The sequence below is a fragment of the Streptomyces sp. SS1-1 genome (assembly GCF_008973465.1).
Lineage (GTDB): Bacteria > Actinomycetota > Actinomycetes > Streptomycetales > Streptomycetaceae > Streptomyces.
In genome coordinates, this window is the sequence record NZ_WBXN01000004.1 from 7,274,244 (window position 1) to 7,291,592 (window position 17,349).

The following is a 17,349-nucleotide window of genomic DNA, read 5'->3' on the forward strand; positions in this document are numbered from 1 at the left end:
GCGCGTCGGGGAGTGGGGGAGAGGCGGGGCGGCCGGCACGGTCAGCCGGTGTACTGGGAGAAGACGCGGGTGAACTCCCACGGCTGCTGGGCCACTCCGGAGCAGCTGTCCGCGCCGCCGCCGGTGCAGGGCCGGTCCCGGTTGACGGACCAGAACGTCAGCCGCGCCAGGTGCCGTTGCTGCGCGTAGGCGAGGATCGTGCGGAAGTCGGCGACGGTCACCGTCTCGGAGTTGTCCGTGACACCGTTCATGGAGGAGATGCCGGTGTGCCGGTACGCCTGGTCGTCGCTGTAGCCGTACGCGTTCTTCACGGCGGTCTTCAGGCCCTCGGCCGCGCGGACGGTGAGCTGGCCCATGTTCTGGCCCGCGCCGCCGAAGTTGAACGGCATGATGGTCCAGCTGTCCACGGTCAGCCCGGACGCGGCGGCCTTGCCGATCAGGCTGCCGTCGGGTCCGTTCTGGCCGGTGCCGAAGGTGACGTACACCTTGATCCCGGGGTTGTTCGCCTTGACGGTCTTCAGGGCGTCCACCGTGCGCTGCTGCACGGTCGGGCTGTCGTAGGCGGCCGCCTCGATGTCGATGTCGATGGCCTTCAGCCGGTAGGCGTCGATCACCTTCTGGTAGGCGGCGGCGAGTTCGCCCGCGCTGCCGCAGGAGCTCTCCAGCTTGTTGCCGCTCCAGCCGCCGAACGACGGGATGACGTCGCCGCCGGCACCGCGCACCGCGTTGACCGTCTGCTGGTCGACGCCGCCGGTCAGCGGACGGCCGCCGTCCCACTGCGGGTTGCAGTAGCCGTTGCTGAGGACGAACGCGAGGGTGAACCACTTGACGCCGGTCGCGTTCATCACGGTCGTCGGACTCGGCGGGTCGCCCCAGCCGTTGTAGAGGTACGGGGCGACGGCCATCGCGCCCGGGCCCGGTGCCGGGGTGTCGGCTCCGGGGGCCGTCCACTTCTGCTGGGCGGCGCCGGTGCAGCTCCAGATCTGCACCGGGGTCGCGTTGGCGGAGCTCGCGCCCTTCACGTCGAGGCACTTGTCGGCCTGCGGATTGACGATGTCGCGTGCGGCGGTCACGGTCCAGCGCTGGGCGCCGCTGCCGTTGCAGTCCCAGAGCTGGACGCGGGTGCCGTCGGCGGTGCCGGCGGACGCGACGTCCAGGCACTTGCCGAGCGCGCGGATCGTGCCGTCCGAGCCGACGTTCCACTGCTGGGCGTTGGTGCCGTTGCAGTCGTAGAGCTGGACGGCGGTGCCGTTGGCGGTGGCCGCGCCGGCCACGTCGAGACACTTGCCGCCGAGGCCGGTGATCTGCCCGGTGGCCTGGGCGGCGGCGTGTGCGGGGAGGGAGGTGAGCGGGGCGAGGAGGAGGGCGGCGAGAGCCGTGCCGACCGCGCCGCGCAGCGCGGGCCCGGGGAGAGAGGGAGAGGTCATGCGGGGTCCTGTCCTGTCGTCGGGGTCGCGGTGCCTCATGGCTCGTCCACGACCGCGCCGGGCGGGCAGGCGGGTGCGCTGGCGCTACCAGCAAGCAGGCATGCTCATGACAGGCGAGAAGTGGGGGCTGTGAAGTCGTCGACCGCTGAACAAGGGTGGGGGAAAACAGGGTTGCTCCAGTTACTTCACATCGTAAATTTAAGGAGCAGCGGAAAACCCCTGTCAAGACATCGGACAGGCTTTGGTCCAGTCCAATGTGACAGGGGTGCTCCGGGGCGTTCGGGGCGGGCCGACCGGAGACGGCCGGAAGGGGGTGTCAGCGCTCACCCGTCCGAGCCGGCGGTGACTGCGGGCGAGTCGTCGTCGGCGGTGAACGCGCGCAGGATACGGGCCAGGTCGTCCGGAGCGGCAGCGAGCCTCACCGGCCTGCCGTCGTCGTCCAGTTCGGCGATGTCCCAGCCGCTCGGCACGCCGTCGCCGTCGCCGCCGCGTGGCCGCCGCACGGTGGTGACGGTGAGCCGCCGCACCGGGATCGGCCGCGCCGCGTACCGGCCCGGACCGGAGTGGGGGAGCACCGCGGGCCCGTCCTCGCCGAGCACGATGTGGGTGCCGAAGCCGTGCGGGTTGTACTCGGTGGACTCCAGGAACCGGGCGGCCAGGAAGACGTCCTCGCCACCGGCGTCCGTCGGCGCCGGCCTGTCCGTCCCGGGTGTGTGGAGGCGGGTCGCACGCCACGCCCAGCCGAACAGGGCGACCGAGGCCACCGCGCCGATGCCCGCCCACACGACGCCCCCGGTCGAGTCCGGCACCAGGGTCGGATGCGTGTAGCAGTACGGCAGCGCCCACACGGCCGTACCGACGAGGGCGGCGGCGAACGGGAGCGGTGACGGCAGGAGTTCGTCGGCGGGCCGGCGGCGCGCACGCCGGCGCTGCGCGATCAGCGCCGCCGGGTACCCGGCGACGAGCACGCACACCGCCGCGGTCACGGCGACCTCTCCGGCGGCGGGGAAGTGCTCGCGCCACACGTGGTGTTCACCGACGACCTCCCGGACGCCCCCACGCCACACGGTGAGTTCGACACGGTCACCGGCCCGGAAGCCGGCGGCCCCCTCCTTCGACACCGAGACCCGGTCCACCGGCCGCCCGTCCGTGAAGTACACCCAGCTCTGTCCCTTCCCCTGGGCCACCTCGGTCCGCGCGACCACGGCCGACAGGGTCGTCAGGCAGTCCTCGTCACGCCCCGCCTCACGCCCGGAGCACGGGACGGCCGACGTCCACGCCAGCTTCTCCGCCGCCACCACCGGGACGAACCACGCGGCCAGCGCGGCACCCGCGAGGAACAGGGCGCACAGGAAGGCGGGCAGCCGGACGCCGCGCCCGGCCGTGCCCTTGGAGAGCACGGCGAGATGGTCCGACTCCGGTGAGCCGTGCCGCCGGTGCAGCGCCCGCAGCGCCTCCACGGTCGCGTCGAAGTCGGGCCGGTCGTCGGCGGACGAGCTGACCGGCAGGGGAAGACGCCAGGTCCGCCCGCCGCGCGTGACGACATGAACGCGGTGGATGTCGCCGTGCCGTGCGTATCGCACCCGCACCCGCACATCGGCGACGTCCTCCCAGCGCGCACTGCGCCGGTGCAGCAGCGTCCGGTACGCCAGCCCGCTCGCGTCGGCGTGCACCCGGACGACCAGACCGTACGCCCCCGCGACACCCAGCGCCGCGAGCACGCACCCGGCGAGGACCCACGCATCGGGGACCCCGCCCGCACCCGCCACACGGGCCACGGCCAGGACCAGCCCGGCCGCACCGAGACCGACGAGGAACCAGGGAACCCGCCTCGACCGAGGACGGCACGTCACTTCAGGCACACTGCTCATACCCCGAAGCGTGCCATCGCCCCACCGGGGCCGGCTTGTCCGGTCCACGGCAGCCTTCGGGTGTGCGATGTTGCCGGATCAGCACACCTTCGGCGCCTGGGCCAGCCTCTTCTCGGGCCACCAGCCGACGACGTCACCGAGCTCGGTGGACGCCGTCACGAGATAGCGCCCGTCCCGCTCCACGCTCACGACCTCCCGGACGCGGACCTCCGCCCCGCACACCTCCGCGACCGTTTCGGCGATCCAGGCGTCCGACCCCTCCAGCGCGTGTGCGTGCGCCTGGACGCCGTCGCGTTCCGACAGGGGAACGTACGGCTCCACGGAGGTCCGGAACACACCGGTCACCACGAAAGCTCCGAGGACGGCGAGCCCGCCACCCCAGAGGACGTCGGACTTCCACCGCCCCGCTTCCCGCCCGCGCGAGTGCGACCGGACGACTCCGCCTGCCACCCCGATCAGCGCTCCCGTCGCGTTGGCGACGAGGTCGGTGGCACTGCAGGCCCGCCCCATCGCCCCTTCGGCCTGGATCAACTCGATCAAGCCGCTGGACAGGACAGCCACCGCGGCGACCGTCACCGGGCGCCGGAGGACGAGCACGGCGAAGAAGGACGGGGGCGCGAACAGAGCCACGTTCAGCAGCGCGCTCGAGGAGAGGAACAGCTGGGGGAAGGGCGAGCTCACGTCACAGACGGCTCCCTGGGCGACGGGCCCGCCGTCGGCCGGCAGGAGCGTCGCGGCGCAGACGCCGGCGACGCCGACGGCGCACAGTACGCGGACGGTGACGGGCTTGTGCCGGATGCGGGCGAGCAGGCCCACCGGCAGTGCCAGCATCAGTGCGAGCACGCCGAAGGAGAGAAGCAGGCCGGGGACGGCCTCGATGGACGCCTCGATCAAGTGAGCGACCCTTTCGGAAGCCGGTCCGCGTACCTCACGCGAGGCCCAGCGTCATGCTGCGGGTGCCCGGGGTGAAGGTGTCGTAGGACTGGGTCCAGGACGCGTCCGGCCAGTGGTAGGTCACCTGGCCCTCGGTGGGGCGGTAGTGGGCGGTGTAGACCGTGCCGAGGCCCTCCTCGTAGGCGAGTTGGTAGAGCGGGGACTTCAGCATCGCCGCCACGTCCGGGCCCGTCGCGCGGACGGCGGCCAGGCGCTCCTGGGTCCTGGAGAACCTCTCCTGGTCGTCGGGGACCGGCAGGTGCTGGTGGTTGGCGGCGCAGGCGTCGGGCGCCTCGGTCAGGGGGATGTCCGGTCCCACGTACACCGTCCGTGCCTGCTCGGCGTCGACCAGGGTGACGTTCTGCGGGATGGCGATCGGAATCGAGCGCAGTCTGCCGATCGCCTCGTCGACCGTCGTGCACGTCTCCAGCAGATGGCGCAGGACGATCGGGATCGCGAAGCCCGGGCCGTGGACGAAGCGTCCGCCGAAGGTGAGCGAGACCGCGAGCCCCGCGTCGTTCATGCCGTCCAGCAGCCCCCAGGCGGCGTCCTGCATGCCGATCACCGGCCGCAGGAAATGCGAGGACACGATCGTCCCCTCGCAGTCGTCGGGGTCGAAGTCGTAGTTGCGCAGCAGTGTGCCGCCGGCCCCGATCTGCGTGCAGCCCGAGAAGAACGGCCGTATGGCCGCGAGGGTGAGGAAGGTCGTCGCCTCCGGCCGGTCGAGCTGCGCGGCGAGCCGTTCCAGCACCGGGACCAGTTCCGGCATGTGCTCCTCGAACAGCCGCCGCGCTCGGTCCGCGCCCTCCGCCGTACGGCCCTCCTCGGCCAGCCACCGCTCCGCGAGCGGCCACAGGGGCTGTGCGTGGGCGGCCCAGCGCCCGTCGCTCCCGTCGCCGATCTCGAGCGCGCGGAAGGTCTTCCGGCGTGGGCTCATGGCTGCCGCTCCTCTGTCCGGGGCCGGAGGTCTCATCGAGTTGAGTCGAGTCGCGTCGAGTCGCGTCGAGTCGTGGGCAACTTAGTTAATTTCGGCGGGTCTTGACCAGTGCCGATCATTTCGGACGGCGGGGTGGCCGGACCCGGACCGTGACCGCCCGCCCCCTTCGGCACCCCTGAGGGCCGGGCGGCCCATGCGAGCCCCGGCCGTGCGTGCGACGTTGGATACAGCACACCGCGCACAGGACACCGCGCACAGGAAGGGCGACCGCCATGCGAGCGCACGTCGGAGATCAACTCGTCATCGAGAGCCCGTCCACCGGCGCCGCCCGGCGCGACGGCGAGATCGTCGGGCTGCACCATGAGGACGGCACGCCCCCGTACGACGTGCGCTGGTCGGACACGGACGAGGTGACCCTCGTCTTCCCCGGCCCCGACGCGCACGTCCACCACCTCGAGCCGGAGGCGTCCGCGACGCCCGGCACCCCCTCCGGCCAGGAGTCCTCCGCGAGGGAGCCCGCCGCCGCGCCACGGGACCGGACCCCCAACCCCGGCGACATGGGCCGGCGCCTGGTCGCCGAGCGCCTCCGGCACGGGCTCAGCCGTGAGGAGACGGCCGCACGGGCCCGGATGTCCCCGGACTACCTGGCCTACCTGGAGGAACACCCGGCCGATCCGACCGCGGCCACCCTGACCCGCCTCGCCGACGCCCTCGGCACCACGGCGACCGCGCTGAAGGGCGGGGGCATGGACCTGCCACCCGGACAGGGCCACGCCCTCCTCCACCCCGAGGTGCGCGAGCTGGGCCCGGACGAGTGCCGCACCCTGCTCTCGACGCACGGAGTGGGGCGCGTCGGGGTGACGCAGTCCGACGGCCGCCCGGCGGTCGTCCCGGTCAACTACGAGATCGTCGACGACATGATCGCCTTCCGGACGGAACCCGGTTCCGTAGCGGCGTCCGCCGTCGGGACGGAGGCCGCCTTCGAGGTGGACCACGTGGACGAGATCATGAGCCGGGGCTGGAGCGTGCTGGCGGTGGGCCCCGCGAACGCGGTCACGGACCCGGACGCCGCCCGGCGGCTCACCGAACGCGCGCACTCCACGCCCTGGGCGGGCGGCGAGCGGGACATGTGGGTCACGCTCCGGCCGGAACGGCTCACGGGCCGCCGTATCACCCCCGCCGAGCGCTGACGGCCCGTCATGTCGCGTCTGTCGGCGGCGCGTTCTCCGGTCGGCGGTCCTGACGGGCCGCCCTGATAGGGCCGTTCAGCCCCTCGGATGTCCCCTTCGGCACCGCGCCACGTCATGTCTCCGCCACGACAGTGGAGGACGTCAACGGCGCTTCCGTCCCGAGGGGGATGAAGATCATGGCAGTGCACGATCCATCACACCGGCGCATCGGTCTCCGCTTCCCGGCCGCACGCGGGGCCGCCGGCGCCGAGGAGGCCGCCACCACCACGGCCGCGAGCGCGTACGTCCTCGCCGGACTGCGGCTGCTGACCGGCTTCGTCTTCCTGTGGGCCTTCCTCGACAAGACCTTCGGCCTCGGCTACGCGACACCCTCCGGCAGGGGCTGGATCGACGGGGGCTCGCCGACGCGGGGCTTCCTCGGCTCGGTGGCCGTCGGCCCGCTGGAGTCGGTCTTCCACTCCTGGGCCGGTGACGCCTGGGCGGACTGGCTCTTCATGCTCGGGCTCCTCGGCATCGGCGCGGCCCTCCTCCTGGGTGTCGGACTGCGGCTCGCCGCCGTCGCCGGCACCGTGATGATGGCCCTGATGTGGATGGCCGAGTGGCCGCCCGCCCGGCATCTGTCCGACGGCTCGCCGAGCATGTCGACCAACCCCTTCGCCGACTACCACCTGGTGTACGCCGTCGTCCTGATCGCGCTCGCCGCCGCCGGCTCCGGCGCCGTCTGGGGGCTCGGCGAGGCCTGGGCCCGCCTGCCGTTCGTCGCCCGTCACCCCTGGCTGCGCTGACCGCGGGGCCTGCCCCGGCCGCGGGGGCCGTTGGGCCGGTCGGCCCCGGCCGGGGACCAGCGGCCCCTGCCCCCTACGCCCCGTACGACCGACGCTGGAATCAGAGAATCCGATCAGGAGGCAGCATCATGCTCCGCACTGTTGTCGCAGGTCTGGACGGCTCGCCCGAGAGCCGTGCCGCGACCGAATGGGCGGCCCGCGAAGCGCGGCTGCGCGGACTGCCGTTGAAGATCGTCCATGTCTGGGAGCCCGTCCCCGAGCCCATGGCCCAGGCCCCGCTCCTCGGCGCCGAGACGCAGCAGCACTGGACCGAGCGCGTCCCGCGCGAGGCCGCCGAGGCGATCCGGCTGCGCCACCCCGACATGGAGCTGACCGTCGAGCAACGCACGGGCGACGCCGCCGGCACCCTGCTGGACGCGGCGGAGGACGCCGACCTGCTGGTGCTCGGCTCGCGCGGGCTCGGCGGGCTCGGCGGGTTCATGGTCGGGTCCGTCGGACTCGCCGTGGCCGCCCGCGCCGAACGGCCCGTCGTCCTCGTCCGGGCCGGTGAACAGGCCGCCGACGAGCACGAACCGGACGCCGAGGGGCTGCCGTCCACCGAGACCGCCTACCGGCCCGTCGTCCTCGGGCTCGACGCGACGAGCCCCGACGAGACGCTGATCCGGTTCGCGTTCGAGGAGGCCGCGCGCCGCGGGACCAGGCTGCGCGTGCTCCACGGCTGGAACCTCCCGCCGTACTACGTCTACGGCCTGTCCGTCGACATCGAACTGCACGACGAGATCGTCCGGCAGCAGGCCGTCCTGCTCGCCGACGTCCTCAAGCCCTGGCGCCAGAAGTTCCCCGACGTCGAGGTGGTCGAGGAAGTCCCCGCCGGCAGCCCCGGAGCCCGGCTCGTGGACGTCTCCCGCGAGGCGTCGCTCATGGTCGTCGGCCGCCGTATCCGCCGCCGCCCGTTCGGCGCGCACATCGGCCCCGTGACCCACGCCGTCCTCCACCACGCCGTGGCACCCGTCGCCGTCGTCCCGCACCACTGACGGACGCACGGACGCACGGACGCGCGGACGGAAGAACACGGAAGGACGGACACGGGCCTCGGCCCGCCGGCCGCTCCCGGACCCGGGACGCGGCACCGAACAGCTGGGGGAGCGATGAAGGACGACATGCCCGGCCGGCCCACCGCCCACGCCCTCCTGGCGGACGGCACCACCGTGTGCGTCCGCCCGGTGGCGCCGGCCGACCACGACCGGATCCGCGCCCTGTACGACGCCATGTCCCCGGAGAACCTGCGCCTGCGCTTCTTCACCGCCGCCCGCAGCTCCGCCGGGGCCGCCGCCGACCGGGCCTGCGGCCCGCCCCGCCCCGGACACCTGGCCCTGCTGGCCGAGACCGGGGGACAGGTCGTCGGCCTCGCCGAGTACGACACGGCGGGCGGCCCGGACGCCGGCACCGCCGAGGTCTCCCTCGCGGTCGCCGACCACCTGCACCACCGGGGCATCGGCACCCTCCTCGTCGAGCACCTGGTCTCCGCGGCCCGCGCCGCCGGCGTCACCACCTTCACCGCCGAGGCGCTCAGCGAGAACCACGAGGTGCTGCGGCTCTTCGCCGGCCTCGGCCTGCGCACCGCCCGCCACTTCGACGGCCCCGAGGTGCGCTGCACCATCGCCCTCGACGCGGGCGACGGCTATCTGACCGCCGTGGAGGAACGAGGCCGCACCGCCGACCTCCTCAGCCTCGACCCCCTGCTGCGTCCCCGGACCGTGGCCGTGGTCGGCGCCGGACGCCGGCCGGGCTCGGCCGGCCGGGCGATCCTGCGCCAACTGCGCTCCGGCGGCTACCCGGGCCGCCTGTTCGCCGTGAACCCCGCGGCCCGCTCGATCCTCGGCGTCCCCTGCCACCCTGCCGTGGACGCACTGCCCGCGACACCCGACCTCGCGGTGCTCGCCGTCCCCGCCGCCGCGGTCCCCGGGGCCGCCGAGGAGTGCGGCAAGGCGGGCGTACGGGCCCTCGTCGTCGTCACGGGCGGGCTGGACGCCGGTCAGGGCCGCGACCTGCTGGACACCTGCCGGTCGCACGGGATGCGGCTGGCCGGCCCCAACTGCCTCGGCCTCGCGAACACCGGACAGCACCTGTACGCCACGTTCGCGGCGCGCCCCCCGAACGCCGGCACGGCCGGGGTCGCCGTGCAGTCCGGCGGCGTGGGCATCGCCCTGCTCGACGGGCTGTCCCGGCTCGGCATCGGCGTCTCCTCCTTCGTCTCCCTCGGCGACAAGTACGACGTCAGCGGCAACGACATGCTCCAGTGGTGGGAGAGCGACGGCCGCACCGACCTCGCCGTGCTGCACCTGGAGTCCTTCGGCAGCCCGCGCGCCTTCTCCCGTACCGCCCGGCGCGTGACCCGGCGGATGCCGGTCCTGACCGTCGACGCGGGCCGCACCGAGGCCGGCCGGCGCGCCGCCGCCTCCCACACCGCGGCCGCAGCGACCCGCACCATGACACGCGCCGCCCTGTTCACACAGGCCGGTGTCACGGCGACCCGCTCCTGCGGCGAACTCCTCGAGACCGCCGCCCTGCTGCACTCCCAGCCCCTGCCCGCCGGCCCCCGCGTCGCGATCGTCACCAACGCGGGCGGCGCCGGCGTCCTCACCGCCGACGCCTGCGCGGAAGCCGGACTCCAGCTCCCCGAACCCACCCCCGACCTGGCGGCCGCCCTGCTCACCGCCCTGCCCGACGACGCCGTCGCCGGCAACCCCGTCGACACCGGAGCCGCCGTCACCGAGGACCGCCTGACCGCCTGCGTGGACCGGCTGGTGCGCCACCGCGCCGTGGACGCGGTCGTCGTCGCCCTCGTCCCCACGGCGCTCACCGCCGCCACCGGCGACGACCTCGTCCGCGCCCTGACCCGGTCCGGACGGCTCCCCAAGCCGGTCGTCGCCGTCCGGCTCGACCAGGCCCTGCCCGTCGAACTGCTGCCCGCCGCCGACGGCACCGCCGTCCCGTCCTACGCCGAACCCCAGGCGGCCGCCCGCGCCCTGGCGCACGCCGCCCGCCGCGCCGCCTGGCTCGCCCGCCCCGTCGGCACCGTCCCCGACCTCGACGGCGTCGAGACCGGCCGGGCCCGTACCGTCGCCGACACCTTCCTCGACCGCCACCCTGACGGCGGGTGGCTGCACCCGCGCGCGTGCGCCGAACTCCTCGGCTGCTACGGCATCCCGCAGGCACCCTGGGCCTGGGCCGAGACCGAGGACGACGCCGTGCTCGCCGCCGAGCGGCTGCGCGGCTTCGACGGGCGCGTCGTGATGAAGGGGTACTGGCCCGGTCTCGTGCACAAGAGCGCCGCCCACGCCGTCCACCTCGACCTGCGCGGCGACTCTCAGGTCCGGGCCGCCTTCCGCGACCTGGAGACCCGCTTCGCCGGGCTGCTGGAGGGCGTCCTCGTCCAGCCGCTCGCCGACCGCGGCACCGAACTGTTCGCCGGTGTCGTGCAGGACGAGGTCTTCGGCCCGCTCGTCCTGTTCGGGCTCGGCGGCGCCGCCACCGACGTCCTCGCCGACCACGCGGCCCGTCTCGCCCCGCTCACCGACCACGACGTGCACGACCTGATCACCTCGCCCCGGTGCGCGCCCCTCCTCCTCGGTGCGGACGGCGCCCGGCCCGTCGACCTCGCCGGACTCGAACAACTGCTGCTGCGCCTCTCCCGGCTGGCGGCCGACCTGCCGCAACTGGCCGAGGCCGACCTCAACCCCGTGCTCGCGACACCGGGCGGCGTCACCGTGCTCGACGCACGGGTCCGCCTGGTGCCCCGGGCACCCCACGACCCGTATCTGCGCCGGCTCCGCTGAGGAGGCCCCCATGAGGCACGACAAGGTCGGCTCGGTCATGACGACGGACGTCGTCCGAGCCGAGTACGGCACCCCGTTCAAAGAGGTGGCCCGGCTGCTCGGCGGACACCGCATCAGCGGGCTCCCGGTCGTGGACGACGACGAGATGGTCCTCGGCGTGATCTCCGAGACCGATCTGCTGGCCCGCCAGGCCGCCCCGCCGGACCCGCCCCGGAGCCGGTTCTCCCTCGGCCGGCTGACCCGCGCCGGACGGCGGCGCGCCGCGAAGGCCCAGGCCCGCACCGCCGGGCAGCTGATGACCGAACCCCCGGTCACCGTGCACGCCGAGGACACCATCGTCGAGGCGGCCAGGACCATGGCCCGGCACCGGGTGGAACGGCTGCCGGTCCTGGACGAGGAGGACCGCCTCGTCGGCATCGTCACCCGCAGGGACCTGCTCCAGGTCTTCCTGCGGCCCGACGCCCGCATCCGCGCCGAGGTCGTCGACGAGGTGCTGGTGCGCGCCCTGTGGCTGCCGCCGGGCAGCGTCACGGTCACCGTCGTGGAGGGCGTGGTCACGCTGGCCGGCCGGATGGAACGCAGGAGCGAGACGGAGATCGCCGTGTCGATGACCCGTCAGATCGACGGCGTGGTGGGGGTCGTGAACAAGCTGACCTACCGGCTGGACGACGCGCACGCCCGCACCGCGGAACTGTCATGGCCGCGCAGGCCGTGACCTGAGAGGACGAAGGAGGGCGCCATGACCGCCAAGGTGCTCGTCGCCTACGGGACGACGAACGGGTCGACGGCGCGGATCGCCGAGACCGTCGCCGAGGTGCTGGACAAGGAGGGCCTCACCGCCGAGGCGCTGCCCGCCCGCACCGTCACGAGCGTGTGGAGCTACGACGCCGTCGTGATCGGCGGCGCGCTGTACAACGGACGCTGGCACAGGGACGCCCGCCGGTTCGTCCGGCGGCACCGCGAGCACCTGGCCGCCCGCCCGGTGTGGCTGTTCAGCAGCGGCCCGCTGGACCCGTCGGCCTCCGCACGCGACATCCCGCCGGTGCCCGGCGTGGAACGGGCCATGACCCGGCTGCACGCCCAGGGGCACGTCACCTTCGGGGGCTGCCTCCAGGAGGGCGCCCGGGGCAGCGTCGCCCGGATGATCCTGCGCAGCGGGAAGGGAGGCGACTTCCGCGACTTCGCCCGCATCGAGGAGTGGGCCCGCAAGATCGCCGCGGACCTGACGGCCGACGTCCGGGCCGGACGGCTCTGAGCGTCAGGCGGACTGCGCGTCGTACGTCTCGCGGTGGCCCAGCACGTCGTCCATGTGCGCCTCGGCCCACGCCTTGAGGCCGCGCATCATCGCGCACAGCGACAGCCCGAGGTCCGTCAGCTCGTACGACACCGTCACGGGCACCGTCGGCACCACGGTCCGCGACACCAGCCCGTCACGCTCCAGGGAGCGCAGCGTCTGCGTGAGCATCTTCTGGCTGACACCGGCCAGCAGACGCTGCAGCTCCGAGTAGCGCATCGCGCGCGGCTCGCCCCCGCAGGCGTCAGGCCCGCTCGCGCCGCCGCCGCCGAGCGCGGCCAGGACCAGCGTGACCCACTTGCCGGAGATCCGGTCGAGCAACTGGCGGCTGGGACACACCGCCAGGAAGGCGTCGTACGCCACCTTCGCCCGGACCCGCTCCTGCTCCGCCGTCGTCGTCGCCATCGGCCGTCTCCTCCCACCGTCGGGTGCCCTACGCACTTCGAAGTGCCTACTTCCCTCGGGGAAGCTGCCCACCAATAGTGGTGCAAGGCGCCGTCAGGCACCAGCGGCTGATCCGACCGAAAGGCACACCATGAGCACCCCCTCCGTCCCGCTCCCCGGCGGCACCTACACCCTGGGCGACCTGACCGTCACCCGCTTCGGCTATGGCGCGATGCAGCTGGCCGGCCCCGGCGTCATGGGCCCGCCCGCCGACCGCGAGGGCGCTCTCGCCGTCCTGCGCGAGGCCGTCGCCCTCGGCGTCACGCACATCGACACGGCCGACGCGTACGGCCCGCACCTCACCAACGAGCTGATCCGCGAGGCGCTGCACCCGTACCCCGGGCACCTGCGCATCGCGACCAAGGTGGGGGCGACCCGGGACGCCGACGGCGGCTGGCCCCCGGCCCGCCGGCCCGAGGACGTGCGCCGCGCCGTCGAGGACAACCTGGAGCGCCTGGGCCTCGACACGCTGGATCTGGTCAATCTGCGGCTCGGCGACGCCCGGGGCCCCGTGCCGGGGTCGCTCGCGGAGCCGTTCGAGACGCTCGTCGGGCTTCAGCGGCAGGGCCTGGTCCGGCATCTCGGGGTGAGCAACGCGACGGCGGAGCAGGTCGCCGAGGCCCGTGCGATCGCCCCGATCGTGTGCGTGCAGAACCTGTACAACCTGGCCCACCGTCAGGACGACGAGCTGATCGACGAACTCGCCGAGGCGGGCATCGCGTACGTGCCGTTCTTCCCCCTCGGCGGCTTCACCCCGCTGCAGTCCTCCGCGCTCACGGCCGTCGCCACCCGGCTGGACGCGACACCGATGTCCGTCGCCCTCGCCTGGCTGCTGCGGAGGTCGCCGAACATCCTGCTGATCCCCGGCACCTCGTCGGTGACGCATCTGCGGGAGAACATCGCGGGAGCGGGCCTCACGCTCTCCGAGGACGACGTCGCCGAGCTCGACAAGATCGGGCGCTGACGCCCCGCAGCTCACACGCGGGCCGCGCTCACCGGCCCCGACGCGAGCGTCAGTTCGCGGAACGCGGCGACCACGGGCCGCAGGTCCACCCGGTGCCAGGCCGCCCACAGCTGAACGGAGCGGTCGTGCCAGGGGAGTTCACGCACGGCGACCGCCTCCGACATGCCGCGCACCATGCTCCGCTGCACCAGGGCGAGCCCCAGCCCGGACGCGACCAGGCCGAGCGCGGTCAGCGGCTCGGCGGCGTCCATGCGGATGTCCGGGGTGAACCCGGACGCCGCGCAGGACGCGACGAAGGTGTCCCGCCAGGACGGGTCCTGGGGATTCTCCACGGCGATCCACGGCTGCCCGTCCAGGTCCTCGGGCCGCACCTCGGGCCGCTCGGCGAGCGGATGCCCGGCGGGCACCGCGAGCAGCAGCGGGTCCTCCAGCAGGGGAGCGGCCGTCAGCTCGGGGTCCTCGGCGGGCGGCGGCTCGTGGACGAGCGCGATGTCGAGGCTGCGCTGCCGCAGACCCTCGAACTGCTCGGCGGCGGAGAGGCTGTACAGGGCGACATGGATGCCGGGACGCTCGTCGTGCAGGGAGCGCAGCGCGGCGGGCAGCACGCCCGTGTGCATGGCGTCGGCGATGTAGCCGACGCACAGGCCGCCCTCCTCGCCGCGTCCCAGCCGGCGCCCCAGGTTCTCCAGCCGGTCGGCGTGCCGCAGCAGCGCCCGGGCCTCCGACAGGAAGACCTGGCCGTCACGGGTGAGCCGGATCCGCTGCTGCCCCCGCTCGAACAGGGTCAGGCCCAGGCTCTTCTCCAGCTGGGCGATCTGCCGGCTGAGCGGGGACTGCGAGATGTGCAGGCGCTCGGCGGCCTGACCGACATGCTCGGTCTCGGCGACCGCCACGAAGTACCGGATCTGGCGCAGGTCCAGCATCGAGACCTCCAGGGACTCAAGTGTGTCCAAGCAAGTCTTGGACAGTCTCAAGTCCCGATCCTACGGTCGGAGAGGTCAGGCCGTCGAAGGCCGGTCCGGTGACCTGGACCACCCGCCGACGCCGGCCTGCGCGTTCCCTTTCCGCACCATCACGAGGTACCACCCATGTCGATCACGTCCCTCCTGCCCGGCCGCCTGGGCTTCGGCACCGCCCCGCTGGGCAACATGTTCCGGGCCATCCCCGACGACGAGGCCGCCGCCACCGTCGACGCCGCCTGGGACCAGGGCATCCGCTACTTCGACACCGCCCCGTTCTACGGCGCCGGACTGTCCGAGATCCGCCTGGGCGACGCCCTGGCGGGACGCCCCCGCGACGCCTACGTGCTCAGCACCAAGGTCGGGCGCGTCATCCTCGACGAGACCGAGGACCCCTCCGCCCGCGACCTGGGCGAGAAGGGCGGCCTCTTCGAGCACGGCCGGCCCAACAAGATGATCAACGACTACTCGGCCGACGCGACCCTGCGGTCCATCGAGGACAGCCTCCGGCGCCTTCGGACCGACCGCCTCGACATCGTCTGGGTCCACGACGTCGCCCAGGACTTCTACGGCGACGACTGGCTCGCCGCCTACGAGTCCGCCCGCACCGGCGCCTTCCGCGTCCTGCAGCGCCTGCGCGAGGAGGGCGTCATCAAGGCGTGGGGCCTGGGCGTCAACCGCGTCGAGCCGCTGGAGCTGACCCTCGACCTCGACGAGCCCCGGCCGGACGCCTTCCTCCTCGCCGGCCGCTACACCCTCCTCGACCACGACCGGGCCCTGCAGCGCCTGCTGCCCGCCGCCGCGGCCCAGGACGTCGGCATCGTCGTCGGCGGACCCTACAGCTCCGGCGTCCTCGCCGGCGGACAGCACTTCGAGTACCAGAAGGCACCCGCCGCGGTCCTCGCCAAGGTCGACCGCATCAAGGCGCTCGCCGCACGGCACGACGTGCCCATCAAGGCCGCCGCGCTCCAGTTCTCCCTCGCCCACCCCGCCACGGTAGCCGCCGTCCCCGGAGCCACCCGGCCCAGCCGTATAGCCGAGGACGTCAGCGCCCTCGACGCGAAGGTCCCGGCGGAGTTCTGGACCGCGCTGCGCGCGGAGGGCCTGATCGCGGCGGACGCCCCCGTGCCGGGCGCCTGACATCCCCTTCCATGATCGGAGTACGACCATGACCACACCCACGAGCACGACCGCGACCCTCGACCTCCCCGTGCCGGGCGACACCGTCTGGCAGCTGATCGGCGGCTTCGGCGCCCTGCCGGACTGGCTGCCGTACATCCCCGTGAGCGAGCTCGAGGAGGGCGGCCGTGTCCGCGTCCTGACGAACGAGGAGGGCGGCGTCATCGTCGAACGGCTTCAGCGGTTCGACGACGACGCGCGCACCTACACCTACTCGATCGTGGACGCGCCCTTCCCCGTCACCGGATACCGCTCCACGCTCACCGTGCACGACACGGACGGCACCGGCTCACGCGTCGAGTGGTCGGGTACCTTCACCCCGGCCGGGGTGAGCGAGGAGGAGGCGGTCGCCCTGTTCCAGGGCATCTACCGCGACGGCCTCGCCGCCCTGAAGCAGACGCTCGGCGCGTGAGGGCGGACGCTCCGCGCGTGACGCGGACGCTCCGCGCCGGAGAAGGACGACGCCGGAGCCTCAGCCGCTGAACTCCGGCTGCCGCTCCGGCGAGGCCGCCGCCAGGGCGTCCTGGACCTCCTTCACACCGCCCCGCAGGCCGTAGACGGGGGTGCCGGGCTGCTGACGCCAGGAGTCGTCCAGCCCGCCCGCGTCGACGGCGTCGAAGCCCAGCTCCTCGATCAGCGCCATGACCTTGCGCTTCGCCGCCTCGTCGTCGCCCGCCACGGGCAGCGCCATCCGGTCGGGAGCGCCCTCGGGCCGCGCGCGGTCGAGGAGGTCCTGGGCGTAGGTGCCGTTGAACGCCTTGATCACGGGGTGCCCGAGGTGACGCTCGGTCCAGCGGCTCTCGGTCAGGCCCTCGTCCTCGATCCCGGCGATCCGCCCGTCACGCTGCTTCGGGTAGTAGTTGCCGGTGTCGATGACCACGGCGCCCTCGGCCGCCCCGTCCAGCAGGCCGGACGGCAGGTCCGGGACCGCCTTGACGGGGACGGTGACGATGACGATCTCCGCGTCCTCGGCCGCCTCCGTCGCGGGCACCGCGGTGGCCCCGGTCTCCTCCGCGAGCTCCCTCAGGGTCTCGGGGCCACGGGAGTTGGCGACCGAGACGTCGTGCCCGAGCGCGGTGAGACGACGGGTGAGGTTGCCGCCGATGTTGCCGGCGCCGATGATGCCGATCTTCATGACATGCCTTCCCTAGCGATCTTGTCCCTGCGCACGGCACCAACTCCCCTTCCCGCAGGGCTATTCCGGGGATCCGGGGGCCGGGAGCCGTCGCTCACCTCCGAGCGCCCGCGGGCGGCGGGTTCCGGCCACCGGGGCGCCACCCGTCCGACGGTGCGCCGCCGCGGGGGAGGCCGCACCCCGAAACGCCGCCCGAGCCGGCCGCCTCACCCGTCCGGACTCCCGCGTGACAGCGGGGGACGACGGCCCGGCGGCGGTCCGGGTGCCGTCACCGTCCCGTGGGCGTACTGTCCGCATATGGGTGACGTGCTGGACCGCGGTCGGTGCGGTGGGCGGCCCTCCGCACCGGGTGTCCCCCATGAGGGCCGCAACCGGCGGCCGCCGGGGGACGA

16 protein-coding genes are annotated in these 17,349 nt (G+C 73.7%); 9 read left to right on the plus strand and 7 right to left on the minus strand.

Translation table 11 applies throughout. The annotated features are described in order from the left end of the window. Positions 1 to 41: 41 nt before the first annotated feature. The 4 genes from F8R89_RS34620 to F8R89_RS34635 all read right to left on the minus strand — a co-directional run bounded on the left by F8R89_RS34620 (position 42) and on the right by F8R89_RS34635 (position 5,168). A complete protein-coding gene (locus tag F8R89_RS34620; protein WP_151787717.1) occupies positions 42 to 1,427 on the minus strand; it encodes a chitinase in 1,386 nt (461 codons plus the stop codon). Between the two features lie 323 nt (positions 1,428 to 1,750). Continuing rightward, positions 1,751 to 3,298 (minus strand): PH domain-containing protein, encoded by a 1,548-nt coding sequence (locus F8R89_RS34625; RefSeq protein WP_151787718.1) that lies wholly within the window; start codon positions 3,296 to 3,298, stop codon positions 1,751 to 1,753. A gap of 78 nt (positions 3,299 to 3,376) precedes the next feature. Further along, the gene (locus F8R89_RS34630) at positions 3,377 to 4,192 is read right to left on the minus strand and encodes a VanZ family protein (RefSeq protein ID WP_151787719.1); all 816 of its coding nucleotides are present in this window, start codon (positions 4,190 to 4,192) and stop codon (positions 3,377 to 3,379) included. 34 nt (positions 4,193 to 4,226) lie between these two features. Continuing rightward, entirely contained in the window at positions 4,227 to 5,168 is a 942-nt protein-coding gene (locus F8R89_RS34635) for a C45 family autoproteolytic acyltransferase/hydolase (protein WP_151787720.1), read from the minus strand. Positions 5,169 to 5,440: 272 nt separating this feature from the next. Here F8R89_RS34635 and F8R89_RS34640 point away from each other — a divergent pair, with 272 nt between their 5' ends. The 6 genes from F8R89_RS34640 (at position 5,441) to F8R89_RS34665 (ending at position 12,237) form a co-directional block, all read left to right on the plus strand. Then, positions 5,441 to 6,358: a DUF1918 domain-containing protein gene (locus tag F8R89_RS34640; protein WP_151787721.1), complete on the plus strand. Its 918-nt coding sequence runs from the start codon at positions 5,441 to 5,443 to the stop codon at positions 6,356 to 6,358. Between the two features lie 176 nt (positions 6,359 to 6,534). Continuing rightward, positions 6,535 to 7,143: a DoxX family membrane protein gene (locus tag F8R89_RS34645; protein WP_151787722.1), complete on the plus strand. Its 609-nt coding sequence runs from the start codon at positions 6,535 to 6,537 to the stop codon at positions 7,141 to 7,143. Between the two features lie 128 nt (positions 7,144 to 7,271). Then, positions 7,272 to 8,177, plus strand: a complete 906-nt coding sequence (locus tag F8R89_RS34650; protein ID WP_151787723.1) for a universal stress protein — start codon at positions 7,272 to 7,274, stop codon at positions 8,175 to 8,177. A 114-nt stretch (positions 8,178 to 8,291) separates the two neighbouring features. Continuing rightward, positions 8,292 to 10,982 carry a bifunctional GNAT family N-acetyltransferase/acetate--CoA ligase family protein gene (locus tag F8R89_RS34655; RefSeq protein WP_151787724.1) on the plus strand — a complete coding sequence of 897 codons (2,691 nt, stop codon included), beginning with the start codon at positions 8,292 to 8,294 and terminating at the stop codon, positions 10,980 to 10,982. A 10-nt stretch (positions 10,983 to 10,992) separates the two neighbouring features. After that, positions 10,993 to 11,697, plus strand: a complete 705-nt coding sequence (locus tag F8R89_RS34660; RefSeq protein ID WP_151787725.1) for a CBS domain-containing protein — start codon at positions 10,993 to 10,995, stop codon at positions 11,695 to 11,697. Positions 11,698 to 11,721: 24 nt separating this feature from the next. Then, the gene (locus F8R89_RS34665; protein ID WP_151787726.1) at positions 11,722 to 12,237 is read left to right on the plus strand and encodes a flavodoxin domain-containing protein; all 516 of its coding nucleotides are present in this window, start codon (positions 11,722 to 11,724) and stop codon (positions 12,235 to 12,237) included. Between the two features lie 3 nt (positions 12,238 to 12,240). Here the strand turns inward: F8R89_RS34665 and F8R89_RS34670 are convergent, their stop codons facing one another. Beyond that, the gene (locus F8R89_RS34670) at positions 12,241 to 12,681 is read right to left on the minus strand and encodes a winged helix-turn-helix transcriptional regulator (RefSeq protein ID WP_151787727.1); all 441 of its coding nucleotides are present in this window, start codon (positions 12,679 to 12,681) and stop codon (positions 12,241 to 12,243) included. 130 nt (positions 12,682 to 12,811) lie between these two features. Here F8R89_RS34670 and F8R89_RS34675 point away from each other — a divergent pair, with 130 nt between their 5' ends. Continuing rightward, the gene (locus F8R89_RS34675) at positions 12,812 to 13,684 is read left to right on the plus strand and encodes an aldo/keto reductase family oxidoreductase (RefSeq protein WP_151787728.1); all 873 of its coding nucleotides are present in this window, start codon (positions 12,812 to 12,814) and stop codon (positions 13,682 to 13,684) included. An 11-nt stretch (positions 13,685 to 13,695) separates the two neighbouring features. On the opposite strand, the gene F8R89_RS34680 is transcribed toward F8R89_RS34675, so the two are convergent. After that, a complete protein-coding gene (locus F8R89_RS34680) occupies positions 13,696 to 14,607 on the minus strand; it encodes a LysR family transcriptional regulator (protein WP_151788405.1) in 912 nt (303 codons plus the stop codon). A gap of 165 nt (positions 14,608 to 14,772) precedes the next feature. On the opposite strand from F8R89_RS34680, the gene F8R89_RS34685 reads away from it, so the two are divergent. Further along, positions 14,773 to 15,783, plus strand: a complete 1,011-nt coding sequence (locus tag F8R89_RS34685; RefSeq protein ID WP_151787729.1) for an aldo/keto reductase — start codon at positions 14,773 to 14,775, stop codon at positions 15,781 to 15,783. A 28-nt stretch (positions 15,784 to 15,811) separates the two neighbouring features. Continuing rightward, complete coding sequence (locus F8R89_RS34690) at positions 15,812 to 16,234, plus strand: SRPBCC family protein (protein WP_151787730.1); 423 nt, start codon at positions 15,812 to 15,814, stop codon at positions 16,232 to 16,234. A gap of 60 nt (positions 16,235 to 16,294) precedes the next feature. On the opposite strand, the gene F8R89_RS34695 is transcribed toward F8R89_RS34690, so the two are convergent. Then, the gene (locus F8R89_RS34695; RefSeq protein WP_151787731.1) at positions 16,295 to 16,957 is read right to left on the minus strand and encodes an NADPH-dependent F420 reductase; all 663 of its coding nucleotides are present in this window, start codon (positions 16,955 to 16,957) and stop codon (positions 16,295 to 16,297) included. Positions 16,958 to 17,349: the final 392 nt, after the last annotated feature.